This window comes from Stenotrophomonas sp. SAU14A_NAIMI4_5 (assembly GCF_003086795.1).
Classification (GTDB): Bacteria; Pseudomonadota; Gammaproteobacteria; order Xanthomonadales; family Xanthomonadaceae; genus Stenotrophomonas.
Window position 1 is genome coordinate 3,166,450 of the sequence record NZ_CP026003.1, and the last position, 21,652, is coordinate 3,188,101.

A 21,652-nucleotide genomic window follows, 5' to 3' on the forward strand; every position below is an offset into this window, starting at 1 on the left:
AATCGGTCTCCAGTTGCCAGGCGATACTTCCCCCATGACCGAGACGACGACCCACGTATTCGACGCCACCACCGCGACCTTCGAGGCCGAGGTGCTGCAGAAATCCCTGCAGACGCCGGTGCTGGTGGACTTCTGGGCCACCTGGTGCGGCCCGTGCAAGACCCTGGGCCCGATGCTGGAAAAGCTGGCGGCCGAGTACAACGGCGCGTTCGAGCTGGCCAAGGTCGATGTCGACGCCGAACAGCAGATCGCCGCCGCCTTCCAGATCCGTTCGGTGCCGACCGTGTTCCTGGTCAAGGGCGGCCAGCTGGTCGACGGCTTCCCCGGTGCCATCCCCGAAGGCCAGCTGCGTGAGTTTCTGGCCCAGCACGGCATCGTGCCGGCCGACATCGGCGACACCGTGGCCGAGGACGAAGCGCCGCTGGACCCGCAGGCACAGGTGGACGTGCTGCGTGCGCAGATCGCCGCCGAGCCGGACAAGGACGAACTGAAGCTGGACCTCGCCCTGGCCCTGCTGCAGGTGGGCGGCGTGGACGAGGCCGGCACCCTGATCGATGCCCTGCCCGCCAACCTGGCCACCGATGACCGCGCGGTGCGCGGCCGTGCCCGCCTGGCCTTCGCCACCGCGCTGAAGGATGCGCCCTCGGCCGAAGCCCTCGACGCGCGCATCGCCGCCGACGGCAAGGACCTGCAGGCCCGCCATCTGCGTGGCGTGCAGCTGCTGCTCGGCGGCCACGACGAAGCCGCGCTGGAACAGTTCCTGGAGATGCTGCGGATCGACCGCAGCTTCGCCGAAGGCCTGCCACGCAAGGTGCTGATCGATGCCTTCAACGTCATCACCGACGAGGACCTGGTTGGCCGCTACCGCCGGAAGATGGCCTCGCTGCTGTTCTGAACAGAGACGCGTCTCGTTCAGAAATCCTGCACTGACCGCGGGCAATAATGTGATCGGTAGCGTCCTTTTGGCCGCTACGATCCATTCGGGGGGATGAGGTCGGGGCCATGGGGTCTTGCAGCTGCGCCCCCGCTCAGCCGGGACAGCACTCCGTGACCGTTGGCCGTTCGTCGTCTTCCCTCGTCCGCCGCTTCGCCGGACTGTTGTGCGCCCTGCTCCTGCTGCCCGGCCTCGCCGCCGCACAGGACTGGAACTACCGGGTCCGCCCCGGCGATACCCTCTGGGACCTGGGCGGCCTGTACCTGAAGACGGACGTGCCGTGGCAGCAGCTGCAGCAGCACAACCGCATCGACAACCCCTACCGCCTGCCACCCGGCGGACTGCTGCGCTTCCCGGTCAGCTGGCTGCGGGTCGAACCGGCCCCGGCCCGCGTGCTGGCCGTGCGTGGCGCCGTGCAACTGGTGGCCGCCAATGGCAGCGCCACCCGCGCCCTGCTCGCCGGCGAGCTGCTGCACATCGGCGACACCGTGCAGACCGATGCCGATGCCAGCGTCACCCTCGAATTCGCCGATGCATCGCGCCTGCAGCTGCGCGAGCACTCGCGGCTGCGCCTGGACCAGCTGAGCCGTTACGGCCGCACCGGCATGGTCGACACTCGTATGCGCCTGCAGCAGGGCCGGGCCAGCAACCGCGTCACCCCTGCCCGCGGCCCGGCGTCGCGCTACATCATCGATGCCCCTGCTGCTACCAGCAGCGTGCGCGGCACGGTGTTCCGGGTCAGCGCCGGCGACAGTACGCAGGTCGGCGCCACCGAAGTGCTGGAAGGCCGCGTGCAGGTCGGCAACCCGCATGGCCAGCGCCTGGTGCGCCCGGGCCAGGCCAGCCGCAGCGCCAGCGCCGATACCGCACCCGACGCCGTCTCCGCGCTGCTGCCCGCGCCGCGGCTGCGCAGCGATACCACCGCGCTGGCGCCACTGCCGGCACGCCTGGCCTGGGAGCCGGTGGCTGCTGCCGACCACTACCGGATTGAAGTGGTGCTGGCCGCCACGCCGGAGATCCTGCTGTTCGCGGCTACCACCCGCGACACCTCGCTGGTCATCGACGACCTTCCGCCCGGCGCCCTGCGCCTGCTGCTGCGCGCCGTCGATGCGCAGGGCGTGGAGGGCCTGGATGCCAGCGCCGATTTCCTGCTCAGCGACCAGCCGCCACCGCCGCTGACCGTGTCGCCCCTGCACGGCCAGTCCGTCAACAGTGACCGGCCGCGCTTCCGCTGGACCCAGGCCCCGGGCGCGGGCAGCAGCGTGCTGCAGATCGCCGCCGAGCCTCGTTTCCTGCAGCCGCTGCAGCAGCAGGCCAGCACCGGCACCGACCTGCGCCTGGCCACGCCGCTGCCGCCCGGCCAGTATTTCTGGCGCGTGGCCTCGCGCGATGGCCAGGGCCACCAGGGACCGTTCGGCCAGGCCCTGCCGCTGCAGCTCACCGACGAACCGGTCGACCCGGCCCTGCAGCCGCCCGAAGCTGCGCATGGCGAGCTGACCCTGCGCTGGCAGGCCGGCAGCGAAGGCCAGCGCTACCGCGTGCAGGTCGACCGCCGCGGTGACTTCAAGGCACCACTGGTGGATGAAACGCTGGCGCAGCCGCAGGTCAGCTTGAAGCGACCGTTGCGCGGCACCCTGCACGTGCGCGTGCAGTACATCGACGACGACGGCCACGCCGGCCCGTTCTCATCGCCCCAGCAGGTCACGTTGCCGTGCCGGCTGTGCTACGGCGCTGGCGGCGGTGCCCTGCTGCTGTGGCTGCTGCTGTGAGGCGCTCGCCGCTGCCCTGGTCGCGGCGCATCCTGCTGGCCCTGCTGGCCGGCATCGCCACGGCGGTGGTCAGCCACGGGCAGTTCCTGTGGCGGCAGGATGAGGCGGCGTACGACCTGCTGGTGGGCGACTGGGAGTACCGGCCCGATCCCAGCGTGCTGATCGTCGCCATTGATGAAGACAGCCTGCAGCGCATCGGCCAGTGGCCGTGGCCACGCTCGGTGCACGCGCGGCTGCTGGACCGGCTGACCGATGCCGGCGCCGAACGGGTGGTGCTGGACCTGATGCTGGCCGAGCCGGACCGCCACGATGCGCGCCAGGATGCCGCGCTGGCCGCGGCCATCCGCCGCAATGGCCGGGTGGTACTGCCCGTGTTGGCGGCGCCGGCGGCGGGCGACCGCCTGGCCGAGGAGCTGCTGCCCATCCCGTTGATCGCGGCCAGCGCCGCGGCGATCGGCCACAGTGATGTCGAAGTCGATGGCGATGGCGTGGCGCGCGGCGTGTACCTGCGCGCCGGCATCGGCCAGGCGCACTGGCCGTCGCTGGGCATGGCCCTGGCCGGCATTCCGGCCAATCGCGTGCACGGCCTGGCCGACCCCGAGCCCGCGCTCGACTCGCCCTATCAATGGCGTCGCGACGACTACGTGCGCGTGCGCTATGCCGGCCCACCCGAGCGCCTGCCGCAGGTCTCCTACGCCGATGTGCTCGATGGCCAGGTTGACGCGTCGCTGCTGCGCGGCCGGCGCATCGTGGTCGGCATGACCGCCAGCGGCATCGCGCCGCGCCTGCTGACCCCGACCACCCGCGAGTACTGGATGAGCGGCAGCGAATACCAGGCCAACATCGCCTCGATGCTGCTGCAGCACAAGCAGATCAACGTGCTGCCACGCGCCGTGCAGGACCTGCTGTCCGGGTTGATGGCTGCACTGTGCGTGATGCTGCTGGGCCTGCGCCTGCCATGGCTGGCCGCGCTCTGCTCGCTGCCGCTGGCCCCCGTGCTGGCCTGGCTGCTGCTGCGCGTGGGCAACCTGTGGTGGGCACCGGCGAGCGCCCAGCTCGGCGTGCTGCTGATCCTGCTGGTGTGGGCCATCTGGCGCATCTCGGCCTGGCACCGCCAGGCCAACCGCGATGCGCTGACCGGGCTGGGCAACCGCCTGCGTTTCGAACAGGCCCTGCAGGAAGAATGCGATGCCGCGCGGCGCAGCGGCAAGCCGCTGAGCCTGGCCCTGATCGACGTGGACCATTTCAAGCATCACAACGACCGCCACGGCCACCAGGTGGGTGACGGCGTGCTGCGCGACGTAGCCCGGCTGATCGCCGCACATGCGCGCCGCCCCCGCGACATGGCCGCGCGCTATGGCGGCGATGAGTTCGCACTGGTGCTGCCGGACACGCCGGCCGACGGCGCGCGCCTGGTGGTGGAAGACCTGATCGCCAGCGTGCGCGCATTGCCGCCCCCGGGCGACGGCAGCGGCGCGGGCATCAGCCTCACCATCGGCGTGTACACCCGCGTGCCCGACGGCAGCCTGCACCCCCATCATTTTGTTGAAGGCGCCGATGCCGCGCTGTACCGCGCCAAGGACAATGGCCGCGACGGCTATGCGATGAGTGGCGACCCGTAACGTCGAGCGTGCTCGACTGGCCGTGCCGTGACGCCCGTAGAGTCGAGCTTGCTCGACTGGCCGTAGAGTCGAACTTGCTCGACTCTACGAAAGCGGCCAGCGACACCAAGCGTATGGAAAATCGCCTAAGCTCATCGCCAGGCCTGCGCGTACGGGATTGTCCATCACGTACAGAACCTGCTGACGGACATCACGCTCGTCCCGTATCCAGTGGTCGTAGTAGCCACGTTGCCAGACCGTCGCACTCCCGCCAAGTTTCGCGTTGATGGCAATGGCAGACCGCGATTTCAGGGACTGCACACAGCGCCCCAACCCACCTTCGCGCAACTGCATCACCCAGTGGAAGTGGTCAGGCATGACCACCCAGGCGAATGACCGGGTCAATCCACGCCTGTCGCTGTCCTTGAGGTGTTCCATCAAGACGGCCGCGCATTCCGGGACAGCAAACAAGGGGCGGCGACCGGCCACTACGCTGGTAATTACGTAGAAGTGTCCAACCGCTGAAGTACGGCAGCGCAGGAGGGCGGGACTGGGCATGGCCCAGAGTGGCGCATCGTGTTGGCAGTTGCCGTAGGGAAAGGCGGAATCTGCTGTCGGAGTAGTCGAGCAGAGCAGTCGAGCAAGCTCGACTCTACGAACGGCTGCCGGGGTTCAACATACGCATGCGAATGGTTAGACTCGGGTTTTCGCCCCCGCGCCCCGTCCGCACATGAAAGCCAGCACGTTCCGCCTCGGTATCAACCTGTGGCCGCCGTTCCTGTTCACCGGCATCCATGTCACCCGCATCACCCCGGACTACCGGCAGATCGAGGTCGAGCTGCGGATGCGCCCCTGGAACCGCAACTACGTCGGCACCCATTTCGGCGGCAGCCTGTTCGCGATGACCGATCCGTTCTGGATGCTCGGCCTGATGCATACCCTCGGCCGCGACTACTACGTGTGGGACCGGGCCGGCGCCGTCGACTTCCTCAAGCCCGGGCGCGGCACCGTGCGCACCGCCTTCCATATCGACGAGTCGCTGCTCGATGAGCTGCGCGCCGAGGCCGCCAACGGCGAAAAGGTCCTGCGCTGGTTCAGCAACGACGTGGTCGATGCCTCCGGCGACGTCGTCGCCCGCGTGCGCAAGCAGGTCTACGTGCGCCTGAAGCCGCAGGCGCGCGGCAGCGCTGCCTGACCTACAACGACACCGACAGCATCGCATCACCCTTGCCGCCTGCATCACGCGCGCGGCGCTGCACCTGCAGGCGCGTGCCATCGGCCGACAGCACCGGCACGCGCGTGGATGAGCGCCATTGCGCCGGCAGGCGCTGCAGGGCCTGCTGCGGGCCCTCCGGCTGCTGCCGCAGCCAGCGCTGTGCGCCCAGCAGGCGCAGCAGGGCCGCCACGTCCTGGCTGCGTGCGGCGTAATCCTGGTAGGCCGGGCCGGAGATGTCACTCAGCGTGCAGCCCACGACGTTGGCCAGGCAGCGCATATCCCAATCCGGGCCCGCAACCACTTCGACCGGCCGGTCGGCCTGCAGCGCCGCCTCCGAGCCCGAACCACAGGCCCAGCCGAAGTTGGCGGCGAAGCGGCCCAGGGTGTGTTCGCGATCCAGCATCAGCACGGTGCCGGTCTGCTGCAGCGATGCATCAATGGCGGCCCGGCTCATCGCGAACTCGCCCTGCATCGGCCGGCACAGGCTCTGCTCGGCAGCGTCCATCGGCTGCAACGCGCTCTCGCAGGCCGCCGGCATCACCTGGTCCGGCGGCAGTTCCGCCAGCATCTCCGCCAGCAGGTGCACGTTGGCGCGCACCATCGCGGCGCCGATCATGCTGTCGATGAGGGTGTTGCCACCGTGCATCAGGCGCCGTCCCACCTGCACCGAACGGCAGCTGCCAGCCAGCGCCGCGGGAACATCGCCCCGCACGAAGGCCAGCGCATGCACGCCGCTGGCATCCATCAGGGTCTGGTAGCGCGGCCAGGGGTAGATCCCGGGGGAGCCCGAGGGCAGGAACGGCGTATCGAAGCGGTCGGCATCGGCCAGCGCGTCGAGGCGTTCATGCAGGCCCTCGTGCCCGGCGTGGACGGCACGGAACTGCGCGGTATCGGCGCGCACCTTGGCCAGGCAGCTTTCACCCGTGGACCGGCAATAGCCCTGGCTGTCGACCTTCACCTCCGGATGCGTGGCCGCCAGCACCGAATCGGTCCGGTCCGGCGCCGGGTCCACCTGCCAGTGCCGCACATCCTCGGCCAGCGCGGCCTCGCGCTGGGCCCGGTCCAGGCCATCGAAGGGCAGCGTCCATAACAAGGCGAAGCCGTCCTTCCCCGGTAGCGGCCGCACGTCCTCCAGCCAGCGCACCTGCTCACGCTGGGCGGCCGGCAGCGGCCAGAACCGCGACATCGTCCACAGCAGCACCGCCAGCACCAGCAGCCCCAACAAGGCCCAGCCCACTCCGCGCAGAATCCTCAACACAGCATCCCTTCCCTGTCTGGCTCCCGCCCCTGGGTTCCAGCGTAATCCAGCGCCGCCGGCCGCTACAATGCGCACATGTCGCTCGAAGCCCCCGCCCTGGTCCCCCGTCCTTCCCTGCAACGCCTGTTCCTGACCGGCCTGCTGACCCTGCTGCCGATCTGGCTGACCTGGGTCGTGGTGAAGTTTGTCTTCGTGTTGCTGTCGGGTATTTCCAGCCCGCTGGTGGTGCCGCTGTCCGAGCAGATCGCGACCAGCTTCCCGCACTACCTGGGCTGGGTCCATGCCGAATGGATCCAGGACACCATCGCCCTGCTGGCCACCCTGCTGGTCATCCTGGCGGTCGGCGTGGCCAGCCGTCGCGTGGTCGGCCAGCGCCTGCTGCGCTGGGTCGGCGCCATCATCAAGCGCATCCCGCTGGCCAGCATCATCTACGACAGCGCCAAGAAGCTGCTGGACATGCTGCAGACCGAACCGGGCAGCACCCAGCGCGTGGTCCTCATCGATTTCCCGCACCGTGACATGAAGTCGGTCGGCCTGGTCACACGGGTCATCAAGGAACAGGGCACCGACCGCGAACTGGCGGCGGTGTACGTGCCGACCACGCCCAACCCGACCTCGGGCTACCTGGAAATCGTGCCGGTGGAACTGCTCACCCCGACCGACTGGACCGTGGACCAGGCGATGAGCTTCATCATTTCCGGCGGTGCCGTGGCCCCGGCCAGCGTGCCGTTCACCCGCGCCGGCGAACGCCCCGAGTGAGCACCGCGCCCAGCGACGCGCCCTACGCGCGCCCCCTGCAGGACCGTGCGGTCCTGCTGTTCATCATCCTGGCCACGTTCTTCTGCGGCAACGCAGTGCTGGCCGAGCTGATCGGGGTCAAGATCTTCGCACTGGAAGACACGCTGGGCATCGATGCGCTGAACTGGAACCTGTTCGGCCAGACCGGCTCGTTGAGCTTCACCGCCGGCACGCTGCTGTGGCCGGTGGTGTTCATCATGACCGACACCATCAACGAGTTCTTCGGCAAGCGCGGCGTGCGCTTCATCTCGTGGCTGGCGGTGGTGCTGATCGCCTACGGCTTCCTGTTCGCGTTCGCGGCGATCTCGCTGGCCCCGGCCAGCTGGTGGGTCACCTCGATGGATGCGCACGGCGTGCCGGATTACCAGGCGGCGTTCGCCGCGGTGTTCGGCCAGGGCATGTGGACCATCGCCGGTTCGCTGGTGGCCTTCCTGGTCGGCCAGCTGATCGACGTGGCGGTGTTCCATCGCATCCGCCAGGCCACCGGCGAGCGCCATGTGTGGCTGCGCGCCACCGGCTCGACCGCCGTCTCGCAGCTGGTGGACAGTTTCGTGGTGATCTGGATCGCCTTCGTGCTGGGCCCGCAGAAGTGGCCGACCTCGCTGTTCCTGGCCGTCAGCAGCGTCAACTACGTCTACAAGATGGGCTTTGCGATCGCCCTGATCCCGTTGCTGTACCTGATACGACGCGCGATCACCCGCTATCTGGGCGAACAACGCGCCGCGCAGCTGCGCGCCGCCGCCGCGGCTGACTGAAGCCCCAGCGACGGCAAGCTGACTGCGCCTTCACGCTGGCCGTACGCGCGCGGATCGTGCAAGCTCCACGGTCTGTGTTCCACGGAAGCTCCTGATGCCGTATCCCACCCGCGCCCTGGCCGCCGCCATCGCCGCGTTGTTCCTGTTCAGTGCCGTGCCGTCGGCAGAGGCAGCGAAGAAGAAGGCCAGCCGCCCCGCCGCCGCGCAGACCCGGCAGGCCGCCAAGCCGAAGGCCAAGCCCGCACGTGCCACTCCGGCCCGCGGCAGCAGCACGCGCCGCGCCGCAGCGCGCCCGGTCGCACCGGCCCGCGCCGTACCCAAGCAGGTGCAGCTGGAGCGCCTGTACGACGAATACTGGGAAGCCTCGATGCGGCTGAACCCGCTGCAGGCCACCTTCCAGGGCGACGCGCGCTACAACGACCAGCTGCCCAACATCCTCTCCGCCGCATGGCGCCAGCAGTCGCACGACTTCACCACCGAATGGCTGGGCAAGGTCGAGAAGGTCGGCAGTGACGGCCTGCAGGGCCAGGACCTGCTCAGCTACGAGATCTTCGTGCGCGATGCGCGCGCCTCGCTGGCCGCCGAGCGCTACCCGAGCTGGATGATGCCGATCAGCCAGTACTACAACATCGGCAGCATCATGGCGATCCTTGGCGCCGGTGCCGGCGCGCAGCCGTTCAACACGGTCAAGGATTACGACACCTGGTCGCGCCGCTCGCTGGGCATCCCCGACCTGTTCAACCAGGCCATCGACAACATGCGCCAGGGCATGAAGGCCGGCGTGGTGCAGCCGCGCGACCTGATGGAAAAGGTGCTGCCGCAGCTGGACGCGGTGATCACCCCGACCGCCGAGGAAAGCATCTTCTGGTCGCCGATCAGGACCATGCCGGGCGATATCCCCGCCGAGGAAAAAGCGCGCATCAGCGCCGAGTACAAGCGCATGATCGAGCTGCGCATCCTGCCGTCCTACCGCGCCCTGCGCGGCTTCATCGCCACCGAATACCTGCCGGCCACCCGCAGCAGCAGCGGCCTGGGCGCCCTGCCCGACGGCCAGGGCTGGTACGCCAACCTGATCGTGCAGACCACTGCCAGCGACCAGACCGCTGCCCAGCTGCATGCCCTGGGCGAGCAGCGCGTGCAGGAACTGGGCGCGCAGATCGCCACGGTGATGAAGGACAACAAGCTGCGCGGTTCGCAGGCCAAGCTGCTGAAGAGCATGCGCAGCGACCGCCAGTTCCAGTACGGCGATGCCAACGCACTGATCAACCGCTACCGCCAGCTGCAGCAGCAGGTGGATGCGCGCCTGCCGCAGATCCTGGACACCCTGCCGAAGGATCGCCTGGAAGTGCGTGCGGTCGAGCCGGAGCGCGCGATGACCGCTGCCGCTGCGGCCTACCAGCCTGGCCAGCCGGGGCAACCCGGCGTGCTCTACATCAACACCCGCGACCTGCCCAGCCGCAAGCGCTGGAGCGTGCCGGTGCAGTACCTGCATGAAGCCATCCCCGGCCACCACGTGCAGCTGGGCCTGCAGCAGGAACTGGCCAAGCTGCCGCGCTTCCGCCGCCTGGGCGGCGACCTTGCCTTCGTCGAAGGCTGGGGCCTGTATGCCGAAACGCTGGGCGACGACCTGGGCGTCTACAGCGATCCCTACGACCGCATCGGTTATCTGTATTCGCGCCTGCTGCGCGCGGCCCGCGTCGTTGCCGACACCGGCGTGCATGCGCAGGGCTGGAGCAAGCAGCAGGCGGTGAACTATCTGCAGAAGACCGTGGACATGAGCGAGGACGACGCCAGCGCGGAAGTGGAACGGATCATGGCCCAGCCGGGCCAGGCACTGTCGAACGTGGCGGGCCTGAGCCGCATCCTGGCCCTGCGTGACAAGGCCAAGGCCCGCCAGGGCGCGGCCTTCGACCTGCGCCGCTTCCATGCCGAAGTGCTGAAGGACGGCTCGATGCCGCTGGACGTGCTGGAGCGCAAGGTCGACCGCTGGCTCGAACAGCCCGCCGCAGCGGCACCGGCCACGCCATGACCGGCGCAGCGACCGGCGGCCTGCTGGGCATCCACCATGCCGCGGTGATCTGCAGCGATTACGCACGATCGAAGGATTTCTACGTGCGCATCCTTGGCCTGCGCGTGCTGGCCGAGAACCACCGTGCCGCGCGCGACTCGTGGAAGCTGGACCTGGCCCTGCCCGACGGGGGCCAGCTGGAGCTGTTCTCCTTCCCCGCCCCACCGCCGCGCCCGAGCCGCCCCGAGGCCCAGGGCCTGCGCCACCTGGCCTTCCGCGTGGCCGCGCTGGAACCGATCATCCAGCGCCTGGCCGACCACGGCGTTGCCTGCGAACCGATCCGCGTGGACGAATACACCGGCGCCCGCTTCACCTTCTTCGCCGACCCCGACGACCTGCCGCTGGAACTGTACGAAGTCGGTTGATCCGGTCCCGTGCCGACCAACGGTCGGCACCCACCATCAGCTTCGTGAATCAGCACTCACCATCAGCCGCGTGAACCTGTCAGAGGTGGGGCGGTGTGGGCTTGCAGGACCGCAGGCGCCATGGATGGCGCCTACGAGCCCCCATGGATGGGTTTACGGCGTGTCCTGCAAGCCCACACCGCCCCGCCATCCCACGGAATGCCGCTCTTGCCGTTGCATCCAGCAGGTGCAGGGCTGCAAGCCCTGCAAAGCCCCCCCCCTTCCCCATACCCCGCCGAATGGGTATACAGTCGCCCTGTACCGGCAACGTGCCGGAATGAACCCTGGGAGGGGACCATGCGCAAGACCTTCAAGACCCTGTTGCTGGCACTGCCGCTGTGCCTGGCCGCCCTGTCGGCCCAGGCCGCCGACAGCGCCGCCGGCCGCTGGAAGACCATCGACGACAAGACCGGCAAGGTGAAGTCGATCGTCGAGATCAGCCAGACCGCCAACGGCGCGCTGACCGGCAAGGTGGTCGAGATCCTGCAGTCGGACAAGGGTCCCAACCCGGTCTGCGACGGCTGCGAAGGCGCCAACAAGAACAAGCCGGTGAAGGGCATGACCATCCTCTGGAACCTGTCGCAGGACAAGGGCAGCCACAGCAAGTGGTCCGGCGGCACCATCCTCGACCCGGCCAACGGCAAGACCTACAAGTCCAAGCTGGAACTGCAGCCGGGCGGCGGCAAGCTGGACGTATCCGGCTGCATCGCCTTCATCTGCCGCACCCAGACCTGGGTCCGCGAGTAAGGCCTCCGGCCCGCGCAGCACCCCCGTGACCCGGCCCCGGCCGGGTCACCTCGTTGCAGGCATGCGATAATCTGCGGTTCCCCTCGGCTGCACCCCGCGACCATGACCCGTACCGCGCTCGTCACCACCGCCCTGCCCTACGCCAACGGCCCCCTGCACCTGGGCCATCTGGTCGGCTACATCCAGGCTGACATCTGGGTGCGCGCGCGGCGAATGAGCGGCGGCAAGGCCTGGTTCGTCTGCGCCGACGACACCCACGGCACGCCGATCATGCTGGCCGCGGAAAAGGCCGGGGTCACCCCGGAAGCCTTCATCGCCAACATCCAGGCCGGCCATGAGCGCGATTTCGCCGCCTTCGGCGTGGCCTTCGACCACTACGACTCGACCAACTCGGCGGCCAACAAGGCGCTGACCGAGCAGTTCTACCTGAAGCTGGAAGCGGCCGGCCACATCAGCCGTCGCTCGGTGGCGCAGTTCTACGACCCGGCCAAGGGCATGTTCCTGCCCGACCGCTACATCAAGGGCATCTGCCCGAACTGCGGCAGCGCCGACCAGTACGGCGACAACTGCGAAGTCTGCGGCGCCACCTACAACCCGACCGACCTGAAGGATCCGAAGTCGGTGATCTCCGGCGCCACGCCGGAAATCCGTGATTCGGAACACTTCTTCTTCGAGGTCGGCCGTTTCGAAGGCTTCCTGCGCACCTGGCTGGCCGGCGACGTCGCCCTGCCCGGGGTGAAGGCCAAGCTGATGGAATGGCTGGACGCTGAAGGCGGCCTGCGCGCGTGGGACATCTCGCGCGATGCGCCGTACTTCGGTTTCGAGATCCCCGGCCAGCCGGGCAAGTACTTCTACGTCTGGCTGGACGCGCCGATCGGCTACCTGTCGAGCTTCCAGACCCTGTGCGGCAAGCTCGGCGAAGACTTCGAATCGCACCTGCGCGAAGGCACCAGCACCGAACTGCACCACTTCATCGGCAAGGACATCGTCAACTTCCACGGCCTGTTCTGGCCGGCGGTGCTGAACGGTACCGGCCACCGCGCGCCGACCCGCCTGCACGTCAACGGCTACCTGATGGTCGACGGCGCGAAGATGAGCAAGTCGCGCGGCACCTTCGTGATGGCGCGCACCTTCCTCGACGCCGGCCTGGAACCGGAAGCCCTGCGTTACTACTACGCGGCCAAGACCAGCGGCGGCGTCGACGACCTCGACCTGAACCTGGGCGATTTCGTGGCGCGCGTGAACGCCGATCTGGTCGGCAAGTTCGTCAACCTGGCCAGCCGCTGCGCCGGCTTCATCAGCAAGCGCTTCGACGGCCTGCTGGCCGCGCAGCTGCCCGATGCGGCGCAGTACCAGCGCTTCGTCGATGGCCTGGCGCCGATCCGTGAAGCGTACGAGCGCAACGACCCGGCCGCCGCCATCCGCCTGACCATGACCCTGGCCGACGAAGCCAACCGCTACATCGACGAGGTCAAGCCGTGGGTCATCGCCAAGCAGGAAGGCGCCGACGCGCAGCTGCAGGCGGTGTGCAGCCAGGGCCTGAACCTGTTCCGCGTGCTGGTCACCGCCCTGAAGCCGGTGCTGCCGGCCACCGCTGCGCAGGCCGAGGCCTTCCTGGCCGCGCCGGTGAACGACTGGACCGCACTGGCACAGCCGCTGCTGGGCCACCGCATTGCTGAGTACACCCCGCTGTTCACCCGTATCGACCCGAAGAAGATTGACGCCATGATCGACGCCTCCAAGGACACCCTGCAGCCGGCCGCCGCTGCCGCCCCCGCCGCCAAGACCGAAGCCGTGAAGCCGGCTGCCCCGGCCCCGGCCAAGGACGAAGCGAAGAGCGCCGACGCACCGGCCTACATCGGCATCGATGATTTCGCCAAGCTCGACCTGCGCATCGGCAAGGTGCTGGTGTGCGAATTCGTGGAAGGCTCGGACAAGCTGCTGCGCTTCGAACTGGATGCGGGCGACCTGGGCAAGCGCCAGATCTTCTCCGGCATCCGCGCCAGCTACGGCGAGCCGGAAGCGCTGGTCGGCCGCAACGTGGTGTTCATCGCCAACCTGGCCCCGCGCAAGATGCGCTTCGGCCTGAGCGAAGGCATGATCCTGTCGGCCGGTTTCGACGGTGGCGCGCTGGCCCTGCTGGATGCCGACAGCGGCGCGCAGCCGGGCATGCCGGTCCGCTGATGCCCTGTGGGCGCGGCCCTCGCCGCGCCCCTCCACGCAGACCGCCACGGAAGGCATGGCCATGGGAGAGAGCAGGATGGAGCTGGCGCTGTTCGATTTCGACCACACCGTCACCACCTGCGATACCTATGGCCGCTTCCTGCGCCGCGTGGCCACGCCCGAGCAGCTGGCGCGCGCATGGTGGAAGGTCGGCCCCTGGCTGCTGGCCTACCGCCTGCGCATCATTTCCGCCGCGCGCATCCGCGCCCGCGTCACCCGCCTCACCTTCAGCGAACGCCACGCCGATGACATCGCCACGCTGGCGGCCGGTTTCGCCCGCGAGGTGCTGCCCGAGGTGATGCGTCCGGAAATGCTGGAGCAGATCCGCTGGCACAAGGAACAGCAGCACACCGTGGTGATCGTGTCCGGTTCGCTGGACCTGTACCTGCGGCCGTGGTGCGAACAGCTGGGCCTGCAGCTGATCTGCAACCGGCTGGAAAGCCAGGATGGACGCCTGACCGGGCGTTACGCGGGCGGTGACTGTGGCCCGCGCAAGGTCGAGCACATCCGTCGCCAGTTCGATCTGTCGCGCTACCTGCGCATCCACGCCTATGGCGACAGCTACGAAGACCGCCCGATGCTGGCCCTCGCCCACGAGCGCTGGTACCGCGGCAGACCCCTGAAGTGATTTTGACGCGCAGCCTTCGCCACGCATGAGCCTGATCCCGCCCCTGACCGAACGCCTCGACCGCTTGCTGCCGCAGACCCAATGCGGGCAGTGCGGCTACGACGGCTGCCGCCCGTATGCACAGGCGATGGCACGCGGCGAAGCGGGCGTGGACCGCTGCCCGCCCGGTGGCGATGCCGGTGCACGCGCACTGGCACAGGTATTGGATGTGCCCGCCGTGCCCTTCGACCGCACGCGCGGCGAGCACAAGGCGCCGCAGGTCGCCCTGATCGTCGAAGCCGACTGCATCGGCTGCACCAAGTGCATCCAGGCCTGCCCGGTGGACGCCATCGTCGGCGGCGCCAAGTACATGCACACGGTGATTGCCGACCTCTGCACCGGCTGCGAGCTGTGCATCCCGCCGTGCCCGGTGGACTGCATCGACCTGGTGCAACTGTAGCGGCCGCCGCCGGGGTCGGATCCCTTTCCAGCGGAAAGGGCTCTGACCCCACTTCACCAGACATTCGTCGCAATCACCGCGTCCTGCACGCCGCGCGCCCACACGGAACAGGACGCACATCGCAGATTGCCCCACTGCTCGCGGCACATGCGCCAGCCCACTGCGGCCTCTTTCAACCGCATGCCAGACTTCCGCAAACGTCCTGTGACGGGCCACCCCAAGCGGCTGGCCGGTTTTCAAGCCACGTTCCGCCCGCCACCGTGCCGTGGCGGCTACCGATTGACCTGAACGGAGCTGTGCCATGACCCCTTCGGACCTTACCGACGACTGCACCTGCGACATCACCGATGCAGCGGACGAGATCGAGCGCCATCCCGACAGGATGATGGCCCTGCTGCGGAAGATCAGCGCGGCTGCCGCCGTCGATGGATTCCCGTGGCCGGAAGGCTACCTGCTGCCCGGCGGCCATCTCGGCCTGACCGACGCAGACCGCACCCTGGTCGGCCTGCGCGTGGTGCAGGAAATCATGCTGGCCGCCGAACGCAGCCGGCATCATGACGACGCCGCCGAATACGTCGGCGACCACGTCATGGATGGCCTGATGCAGGCCTGCATCGCGCTGTCGGAACACGCCGCCAGCAGGATCGGCCTGCAGTAACGACAACGGGGTCAGAGCCCTCTCCTTCGGAGAGGGATCCGACCCCGCTTCACGCAATCCCGGATTACGGCACGGCCGCCGTGATCACGATCTCGACCTTCCACTCGGCATGCGCCAGCTTCGCTTCGAACGTTGCACGCGCCGGGGTCGCACCTTCGACCACCCACTCATCCCACGCCTTGTTCATGCCGTCGAAATCGGCGATGTCGGCCAGGAACACTTCCGCGCGCAGCACGTGCTGGCGATCACTGGCGACCAGCGCCAGCAGCTTGTCGATCTCCGCCAGCACCTGCCGGGTCTGCCCGGTGATGTCCTGGCTGGTGTCTTCCGGAATCTGGCCGGAAAGGTAGGCGACCTTGTTGTGCACGGTCATCTCGGACATGCGCGGTCCGACGTCGTAACGCTCCATCATGGGCGTGGCTCCTGCGGGGTGGACTGAACCCCATTCTCACCCAGCCGGGCGGTGAAATGTGGCCTCCCGCACGCACATTCGTTGCCGCCAATCGCCGCACAGTGCCGGTGCTGGTCAAACGCCACCGACAGGCGCACGATGCGCCACGTTCACGTTGACACCCCTCTTCCCCCTGCTGTCGCATTCTTGCGCCGATGACCCCAGCCAACGACCCCACCACCGCTTCGCACACCCCGGCATGGAAGCGGGTCCTGACCATCGTCGTCCCGCTGCTGATCCTGTCGCTGGCCCTGCACGGGCTGGCCAACGAGTTCGACGAGCACGGCTACCGTGCCATCCGCGAGGCCTTCCACAAGCTGACCGGCACGCAGATCGCGCTGACCGTGCTGCTGGGCCTGGCCAGCTACGCCTGCCTGATCGGCTTCGATGCCATCGGTCTGCGCCGCAGCGGTATCCGCGTGCATCCGGCGCGCGTGGGCATCACCGCCTTCCTCGCCCACACCCTGGGGCAGACGGTGGGCTTTGCGGCACTGACCGGCGGCGCGGTGCGTCTGCGCGGCTACCGCAGCGCCGGACTCGACCTGGCGCAGATCGGCCAGGTGGTGCTGATGAGCACGCTGGGCTTCGTCTTCGGTGCCTGGCTGCTGATCGGTGTGGCGCTGTGCATGGAACCGGCCGCCGCCGCGCTGGCCCTGCCGCTGGACCCGGCCGCAGTGCGCGTGGTCGGCATCCTCGCCCTGCTCGCCTACGCCACCACCGTGCTGCTGGTCGGCCGCAACGGGCGCCAGTTCCGCATCTTCGGCCATGGCCTGTGGCTGCCGGATCGCCGCACCATGCTCGGCGTCACCGTGCTCAGCGTGATCGAGCTGGTGCTGGCCAGCGCCGCGTTCTACGTGCTGCTGCCCGACTCGACGCCCACCGGCCTGCCCGGCTTCGTCGGCCTGTACCTGGTGGCTGTGCTGGCCGGCCTGGTGTCCACGGTCCCGGCCGGCCTGGGCGTGTTCGAGTGGAGCCTGCTGAAACTGCTGCCGCAGGTCGCCCCGGCCGCGGTGCTGGCGGCCGCGCTGATCTATCGCGTCACCTACTACGTGCTGCCGCTGCTGCTGGCCACCCTGCTCGCCTTCGCCCCGGCGCTGCGCCAGCCGCTGCAGGCCAGCGCCGGGGCCACCCGCGCCGGCTGGCATGCGCTGCGCCCGTGGCTGCCGCAGATCATCGCGCTGGCTGCCTTCAGCATCGGCGCCGCGCTGGTCATCGATGGCACGCTGCCGACGCCACGCCGCCATCTGCTCAACGCCTCGCTGCCGATCCTGGAAACCTCGCACCTGATCGGCAGCCTCGGCGGCGTCGCGCTGCTGCTGATCGGCCAGGGCCTGGCCCGGCGCAGCCATGCGGCGTGGATGCTGGCGATGGCGGTGTGCGTGATCACGCCGCTGCCGCTGTGGCTGCGCGGCGGCCAGCCGCTCATCGCCGTGTCCGCGCTGCTGGTGGCGATGGCGCTGTGGGCCGCGCGCCGCGAGTTCTACCGCCAGGGCGCGCTGCTGGATGAAGCGTGGTCGTGGCCGTGGCTGCGCAACCTGGGCCTGGTGCTGGTCGCGGTCACCTGGCTGCTGTTCTTCACCTACAGCCATGTCGAATACCAGAACGAGCTGTGGTGGCAGTTCGCGGTGTCGGGCAATGCGCCGCGTGCGCTGCGCGCGCTGCTGGTGGTGGCCATCGCGCTGGTGATGTTCGGCCTGGCGCGCCTGCTGCACAGCACGCGCACGCCGCTGCCGGCCGCCGACGATGCCACCCTGCAGGCGCTGGCGCCGGTACTGGCCAACGCCACCGATACCCAGGCCTGCCTGGTGCTGACCGCCGACAAGGCGGTACTGCGCGACGAGGCGAAACAGGGCTTCGTGATGATGCAGCGCTATGGCGGCTCGCTGATCGCGATGGGCGATCCGGTCGGCCCGCCCGAGGTCGCCCGTGCGCTGATCTGGCGCTTCCGCGAGGAGGCCGACCGACTCGGCCTGCGCCCGGTGTTCTACCAGGTGGGCGAGGCCTACTGGCAGACCTATCTGGATCTCGGCCTGGGCCTGGTCAAGCTGGGCGAGGAAGCCATCGTGCCGCTGCACGATTTCGGCCTGGAAGGCCGCGAGCGCGCCGACCTGCGCCAGGCCTGGAACCGCGGCAAGCGCGGCGGCCTGTCGTTCCGCGTGGCGCCGGTGGAAGAACTTCCCGAGCTGCTGCCGCGCCTGCACGCCATTTCCAACGCCTGGCTGGACGACAAGGCCGGTGACGAAAAGGGCTTTTCGCTGGGCAGCTTCGATCCGCAGTACCTGGTGCGTTTCCCGGTGGCGCTGGTCGAGGCCGAGGGCGAGATCGTGGCCTTCGCCAACCTCTGGCAGGCACCGGCCGGTGCCGAGTTGTCGGTGGACCTGATGCGCCACGTCAACGAGGCACCGAAGGGCACGATGGATTTCCTGTTCATCGAGCTGTTCCTGTGGGGCCGCGCGCAGGGCTATGCGCGTTTCTCGCTGGGCATGGCGCCGCTGTCCGGATTGGCCCAGCACCGCCTGGCGGGCCGCTGGAACCGCTTGGCCGGCCTGCTGGCGCGGCATGGCGAACGCTTCTACGGCTTCAGCGGCCTGCGCCGGTTCAAGTCGAAGTTCGCCCCGCAGTGGCGCCCGCGCTACCTCGCCGCACCCGGCGGCATGCACCTGCCGGCGGCGCTGCTGGATGCCACGCGGTTGATTTCGCTGGACCCGCGCCGCGGGTGATCCGGGGTGCGAACTCCCCCCGGTGGGTGCGAACTCCCCCCGGTGGGTGCGAACCGTTGGTTCGCACGCTTTCCGCCGGGCATGGCCCGGCGCTACCGGTGGGGGCGGCCTACGCGCCGCCCTTGAGGATCACCTCCGCCAGGCGGTCGTAATCACCACTAAAGTGATGGTCGCCCGGCAGCTTCACCTTCTGCACCGCCTCGCCGGCGGGCAGATCCGGACACAGCGCATCCTCATCCTTTTCGCCGTACACGCACAGCGTCTTGCCCGCCGGCAGCCGGGCCACTTCCGGTGCGATCGGCAGGCCATCGCCACCACCGCCCAGCCAGTTGCTGACGTGGAATTCGAAATCGGCCTTGCGCCCCACCGACAGCAGGGCGATGCGCTCCACACTCTCGCGGGTGCCTGCATCAAGCTGGTTGATGGTGGCCGGCAGCACGTCGGCGCCCTGCGAGAAGCCGACCAGCATCACCTTGTCGCGGTGCCACTGCTGCCGGTAGTGGGCGATGATCTTCTGCAGGTCGGCGGCAAAGCCCTTGGGCGTGCGCTCGCTCCAGAAATAACGCAGTGAATCGATGCCGACCACGGCCACGCCATGCTCGCTCAGCGAGGCGGCAACGTTCTTGTCCAGGCCGGCCCAACCGCCGTCGCCCGACACGAAGATGGCCAGGGTGTCACCGTTGCCGGTGGCCGGCACTTCCACCACCGGCAATCCCTTCAACGCATCCGGCGGCGGTGCCAGGCTTACGCCGGCCTGCGCGCCCACCACCCGTGCCGCAGCCACCAGGCCGGGCGAGGCATCGCCGCGCGCGGTGCGCTTGAACTCACGCGCCATTGCCACCTGCTGCACGAACGGGCTGGCCTGGCCGGCCTGGCAGGCGTTGCCGCCAGCCGCGCTCAGCCACGGGAAATTCAGTTCGGCCGGCTGCAGCCGGTTGTGCTTCACGCCATCGCCGCAGACCATGCGCTCGTGGCTGTGGCCAGGGCAGAAGCCGGTGGTCAGCAGGCCGGCAAAGACCTGCGTATCGGCCTGCGCAGCCAGCGTGTAGGCCATCTCCGCACCCTCGCCATCACCGCCAACCAGTGGCAGGTGATAACCCGGCAGGTGCAGCGAGGCCTGCAGCCAGCGCGAGAAATTCTCGACGTCGCCGGCACCGAACGAACAGGTCGGATTGCCTTCACGCTTCAGCACGCCACGCAGGTGGCTGATGTCCACGGCGGCAACGAGAGCGCCATCGGCACGCAGGGCCTCGATCGGCAGGCGGCTGGTATCGCCACCGGCGGTCGGCTCATGGAACCAGATCACCACCCGCTGCGGGGTTCCCGCCGGCATGTGCACCGGTATCTGGTCGAAGCGCCCGTGGCTGAACTGCTGCACGTTCGCCGCCGCCATGGCCGGCAACGCGGCCAGCGCCAGCACCACACCCATTGCCCTGCCCAGCCCTGCACGCTTCATATCGCATCCCCGGTGGAATGCGCACACGATACGCCGCCACCGCGTGCACGGCACGTACCCGTGCAGGCCGTTGGCGGCTCAGCGGGACGCGCTGCGGCTACCCCGCCGGTACATCGCCACCGCCAGCCACAGCAGCCAGCCGACGATCACCACGATCACCGTTTTCTGGCCCAGCCCACGCGGCGGGCCCGCCCGCCACAGCACGTGCAGCCACAACAATGCGAAGGCCAGCCACGCCCAGCCCCACAGCAGGGCCGCACTGCGCTGCCAGCCCGGCTCGCGGCGCAGGTACCACGCCTGCAGCAGCATGCCGACACTGGCGCACAGGAAGGCGGTGTTCGCAGCCACGCCATGCACCAGCGGCGCCAGCAGTGGCGTCGCCTCGGGCAGCCAGCTGTCGCCGATGGACACGGTGGCCAGGCCGAGAGCGGCCACAGTGAACAGCAGCGGTGCGGCGGCACTGCGGCGCGGCCCCGTGCTGTGCCGGTACAGCGCGATGCCGAGCACGGCGATGGCCAGCGCCAGCAGGCAATAGGCACTGCGCAGGGCCAGCCCCCAGGGGCCGTGCAGGTAGATGCTCAGGGTGGTCTGCACCCAGTCCAGGTCGGTGCGCGCGAACTGGGTCCACAGCGCCGTGGCGATGAACAGCAGCAACGCGACCATGGCCAGCAATGCCGCCGGCCGCGCGCGCGTCATGATGCCTCCTGCGGATGCCGCGCCTTCCATTCGGCCAGCGCCTTGCGGTAGCGCTGCAGCTCGTCGGAATACAGGTCGAGCACGCACAGCGGGCAGCCGCTGCCGCAGCACTCGTTGGGCCCGGGCTCTTCCGGCGGTAGCGGACGCGGATCGGGATCAGGCGCAGATACGGGGTCGGTCACGGGCAGGCACGACGTTGCAGACAGGCGCCCAGTGTAACGGCCCGGCTCACGCGTCCAGCTGCTGCTGCAGGTTGGCGCGCGCGGCCGCATCCAGCCGCTGGTGGAAGAAGTCGCTGAGGAAGATGCGCGGCGCACGCAGCAGGCCCTGCAGGAAACGGCGGCGGCCGGCGCGGTACAGGAAGCCCGGCACCACGCCCTTGTACTCCTCGGCCACGCCGCGGTCGTAGGCGGCAAACACCGCTTCGGGCGCGGCGAGGATGGCCATGTCGCAGTCCAGGAACAGCGCCGCCTCGGCATCCACGTCGTCCGGTCCCAGTTCACCGTGGCGCGCGGTCAGCAGGATCAGCTGTTCCACCCGCGCGGCATCGATGCCCGACAGCTCCGGCGCATGCGCGATGGCCCTGAGCGCCAGCTCGGCCGAGCGCGCTTCGTTGTCCTTGCGCCCCGCCTGGTAGATGGCGTCGTGGTACAGCACCGCCAGATACACCTCGGCGGGCTGCTGCCAGCCCGGCCCGGCCGCGACGTCCTGGCAGTGCTGCAGCACCGCGCGCACGTGGCCGAAGTGGTGGTAGGCACGCGGCGGCGTGGCGTAGGCATCCTGCAGCGTCTGCCACTGCGCCGGTGCAAGCGGGATCGGGGCGAAGTCCAT

The 21,652-nt window shown here is 69.1% G+C and carries 21 protein-coding genes; 14 read left to right on the top strand and 7 right to left on the bottom strand.

Annotation, left to right across the window (positions count from 1 at the left end):
- Window positions 1-34 precede the first annotated feature (34 nt).
- The 3 genes from trxA to C1925_RS14760 all read left to right on the top strand — a co-directional run bounded on the left by trxA (window position 35) and on the right by C1925_RS14760 (window position 4,325).
- On the top strand, window positions 35-895 hold the full coding sequence (gene trxA / locus C1925_RS14750; protein WP_108769540.1) for a thioredoxin: 861 nt from the start codon (window positions 35-37) through the stop codon (window positions 893-895).
- 107 nt (window positions 896-1,002) lie between these two features.
- Window positions 1,003-2,703 carry a FecR domain-containing protein gene (locus tag C1925_RS14755; RefSeq protein WP_108769541.1) on the top strand — a complete coding sequence of 567 codons (1,701 nt, stop codon included), beginning with the start codon at window positions 1,003-1,005 and terminating at the stop codon, window positions 2,701-2,703.
- The gene (locus C1925_RS14760) at window positions 2,700-4,325 is read left to right on the top strand and encodes a CHASE2 domain-containing protein (RefSeq protein ID WP_108769542.1); all 1,626 of its coding nucleotides are present in this window, start codon (window positions 2,700-2,702) and stop codon (window positions 4,323-4,325) included. Before C1925_RS14755 ends, C1925_RS14760 begins: the two co-directional genes overlap by 4 nt.
- Window positions 4,326-4,409: 84 nt before the next feature.
- On the opposite strand, the gene C1925_RS14765 is transcribed toward C1925_RS14760, so the two are convergent.
- Window positions 4,410-4,862: a transposase gene (locus C1925_RS14765; protein WP_108769543.1), complete on the bottom strand. Its 453-nt coding sequence runs from the start codon at window positions 4,860-4,862 to the stop codon at window positions 4,410-4,412.
- A 172-nt stretch (window positions 4,863-5,034) separates the two neighbouring features.
- Here C1925_RS14765 and C1925_RS14770 point away from each other — a divergent pair, with 172 nt between their 5' ends.
- Window positions 5,035-5,499, top strand: a complete 465-nt coding sequence (locus tag C1925_RS14770) for a DUF4442 domain-containing protein (protein WP_108769544.1) — start codon at window positions 5,035-5,037, stop codon at window positions 5,497-5,499.
- Between the two features lies 1 nt (window position 5,500).
- On the opposite strand, the gene C1925_RS14775 is transcribed toward C1925_RS14770, so the two are convergent.
- Window positions 5,501-6,775, bottom strand: a complete 1,275-nt coding sequence (locus C1925_RS14775; RefSeq protein WP_159097534.1) for a hypothetical protein — start codon at window positions 6,773-6,775, stop codon at window positions 5,501-5,503.
- 78 nt (window positions 6,776-6,853) lie between these two features.
- On the opposite strand from C1925_RS14775, the gene C1925_RS14780 reads away from it, so the two are divergent.
- The 9 genes from C1925_RS14780 (at window position 6,854) to C1925_RS14820 (ending at window position 15,498) form a co-directional block, all read left to right on the top strand.
- A complete protein-coding gene (locus C1925_RS14780; RefSeq protein ID WP_079222700.1) occupies window positions 6,854-7,537 on the top strand; it encodes a DUF502 domain-containing protein in 684 nt (227 codons plus the stop codon).
- Window positions 7,534-8,331 (top strand): queuosine precursor transporter, encoded by a 798-nt coding sequence (locus C1925_RS14785; RefSeq protein ID WP_108769546.1) that lies wholly within the window; start codon window positions 7,534-7,536, stop codon window positions 8,329-8,331. Before C1925_RS14780 ends, C1925_RS14785 begins: the two co-directional genes overlap by 4 nt.
- A 94-nt stretch (window positions 8,332-8,425) precedes the next feature.
- Window positions 8,426-10,360 (top strand): DUF885 family protein, encoded by a 1,935-nt coding sequence (locus C1925_RS14790; RefSeq protein ID WP_108769547.1) that lies wholly within the window; start codon window positions 8,426-8,428, stop codon window positions 10,358-10,360.
- On the top strand, window positions 10,357-10,764 hold the full coding sequence (locus tag C1925_RS14795) for a VOC family protein (RefSeq protein WP_108769548.1): 408 nt from the start codon (window positions 10,357-10,359) through the stop codon (window positions 10,762-10,764). Before C1925_RS14790 ends, C1925_RS14795 begins: the two co-directional genes overlap by 4 nt.
- A gap of 336 nt (window positions 10,765-11,100) precedes the next feature.
- Window positions 11,101-11,550, top strand: a complete 450-nt coding sequence (locus tag C1925_RS14800; protein ID WP_108769549.1) for a DUF2147 domain-containing protein — start codon at window positions 11,101-11,103, stop codon at window positions 11,548-11,550.
- A gap of 102 nt (window positions 11,551-11,652) precedes the next feature.
- Window positions 11,653-13,734: a methionine--tRNA ligase gene (gene metG / locus C1925_RS14805; protein WP_108769550.1), complete on the top strand. Its 2,082-nt coding sequence runs from the start codon at window positions 11,653-11,655 to the stop codon at window positions 13,732-13,734.
- 76 nt (window positions 13,735-13,810) lie between these two features.
- On the top strand, window positions 13,811-14,401 hold the full coding sequence (locus C1925_RS14810) for an HAD family hydrolase (RefSeq protein WP_108769551.1): 591 nt from the start codon (window positions 13,811-13,813) through the stop codon (window positions 14,399-14,401).
- 25 nt (window positions 14,402-14,426) lie between these two features.
- Entirely contained in the window at window positions 14,427-14,840 is a 414-nt protein-coding gene (gene rnfB / locus C1925_RS14815; RefSeq protein WP_108769552.1) for an Rnf electron transport complex subunit RnfB, read from the top strand.
- Window positions 14,841-15,141: 301 nt separating this feature from the next.
- Entirely contained in the window at window positions 15,142-15,498 is a 357-nt protein-coding gene (locus C1925_RS14820) for a hypothetical protein (protein WP_234456195.1), read from the top strand.
- Between the two features lie 64 nt (window positions 15,499-15,562).
- Here the strand turns inward: C1925_RS14820 and C1925_RS14825 are convergent, their stop codons facing one another.
- Entirely contained in the window at window positions 15,563-15,910 is a 348-nt protein-coding gene (locus tag C1925_RS14825; protein WP_108750666.1) for a RidA family protein, read from the bottom strand.
- A gap of 194 nt (window positions 15,911-16,104) precedes the next feature.
- On the opposite strand from C1925_RS14825, the gene mprF reads away from it, so the two are divergent.
- Window positions 16,105-18,669, top strand: coding sequence for a bifunctional lysylphosphatidylglycerol flippase/synthetase MprF (gene mprF / locus C1925_RS14830; RefSeq protein WP_108769553.1), 2,565 nt, complete (start codon window positions 16,105-16,107; stop codon window positions 18,667-18,669).
- Between the two features lie 109 nt (window positions 18,670-18,778).
- Here mprF and C1925_RS14835 read toward each other — a convergent pair whose 3' ends face one another.
- The 4 genes from C1925_RS14835 to C1925_RS14850 form a co-directional block, all read right to left on the bottom strand.
- Window positions 18,779-20,125 carry an AcvB/VirJ family lysyl-phosphatidylglycerol hydrolase gene (locus tag C1925_RS14835; protein ID WP_301553959.1) on the bottom strand — a complete coding sequence of 449 codons (1,347 nt, stop codon included), beginning with the start codon at window positions 20,123-20,125 and terminating at the stop codon, window positions 18,779-18,781.
- 78 nt (window positions 20,126-20,203) lie between these two features.
- Window positions 20,204-20,821: a DUF998 domain-containing protein gene (locus C1925_RS14840; RefSeq protein ID WP_108769555.1), complete on the bottom strand. Its 618-nt coding sequence runs from the start codon at window positions 20,819-20,821 to the stop codon at window positions 20,204-20,206.
- Entirely contained in the window at window positions 20,818-21,003 is a 186-nt protein-coding gene (locus C1925_RS14845; protein WP_108769556.1) for an oxidoreductase-like domain-containing protein, read from the bottom strand. Before C1925_RS14845 ends, C1925_RS14840 begins: the two co-directional genes overlap by 4 nt.
- A 46-nt stretch (window positions 21,004-21,049) precedes the next feature.
- Window positions 21,050-21,652 (bottom strand): hypothetical protein, encoded by a 603-nt coding sequence (locus tag C1925_RS14850; RefSeq protein WP_108769557.1) that lies wholly within the window; start codon window positions 21,650-21,652, stop codon window positions 21,050-21,052.

Coding starts and splice junctions, on each gene's coding strand:
- C1925_RS14780 (WP_079222700.1), top strand. CDS start 6,854: ATGTCGCTCGAAGCCCCCGCCCTGGTCCCCCGTCCTTCCCTGCAACGC.
- C1925_RS14755 (WP_108769541.1), top strand. CDS start 1,003: ATGGGGTCTTGCAGCTGCGCCCCCGCTCAGCCGGGACAGCACTCCGTG.
- C1925_RS14800 (WP_108769549.1), top strand. CDS start 11,101: ATGCGCAAGACCTTCAAGACCCTGTTGCTGGCACTGCCGCTGTGCCTG.
- C1925_RS14835 (WP_301553959.1), bottom strand. CDS start 20,125: ATGAAGCGTGCAGGGCTGGGCAGGGCAATGGGTGTGGTGCTGGCGCTG.
- C1925_RS14850 (WP_108769557.1), bottom strand. CDS start 21,652: ATGGACTTCGCCCCGATCCCGCTTGCACCGGCGCAGTGGCAGACGCTG.
- C1925_RS14840 (WP_108769555.1), bottom strand. CDS start 20,821: ATGACGCGCGCGCGGCCGGCGGCATTGCTGGCCATGGTCGCGTTGCTG.
- rnfB (WP_108769552.1), top strand. CDS start 14,427: ATGAGCCTGATCCCGCCCCTGACCGAACGCCTCGACCGCTTGCTGCCG.
- C1925_RS14765 (WP_108769543.1), bottom strand. CDS start 4,862: ATGCCCAGTCCCGCCCTCCTGCGCTGCCGTACTTCAGCGGTTGGACAC.
- C1925_RS14810 (WP_108769551.1), top strand. CDS start 13,811: ATGGAGCTGGCGCTGTTCGATTTCGACCACACCGTCACCACCTGCGAT.
- C1925_RS14790 (WP_108769547.1), top strand. CDS start 8,426: ATGCCGTATCCCACCCGCGCCCTGGCCGCCGCCATCGCCGCGTTGTTC.
- C1925_RS14825 (WP_108750666.1), bottom strand. CDS start 15,910: ATGATGGAGCGTTACGACGTCGGACCGCGCATGTCCGAGATGACCGTG.
- trxA (WP_108769540.1), top strand. CDS start 35: ATGACCGAGACGACGACCCACGTATTCGACGCCACCACCGCGACCTTC.
- C1925_RS14820 (WP_234456195.1), top strand. CDS start 15,142: ATGACCCCTTCGGACCTTACCGACGACTGCACCTGCGACATCACCGAT.
- metG (WP_108769550.1), top strand. CDS start 11,653: ATGACCCGTACCGCGCTCGTCACCACCGCCCTGCCCTACGCCAACGGC.
- C1925_RS14770 (WP_108769544.1), top strand. CDS start 5,035: ATGAAAGCCAGCACGTTCCGCCTCGGTATCAACCTGTGGCCGCCGTTC.
- C1925_RS14795 (WP_108769548.1), top strand. CDS start 10,357: ATGACCGGCGCAGCGACCGGCGGCCTGCTGGGCATCCACCATGCCGCG.
- mprF (WP_108769553.1), top strand. CDS start 16,105: ATGACCCCAGCCAACGACCCCACCACCGCTTCGCACACCCCGGCATGG.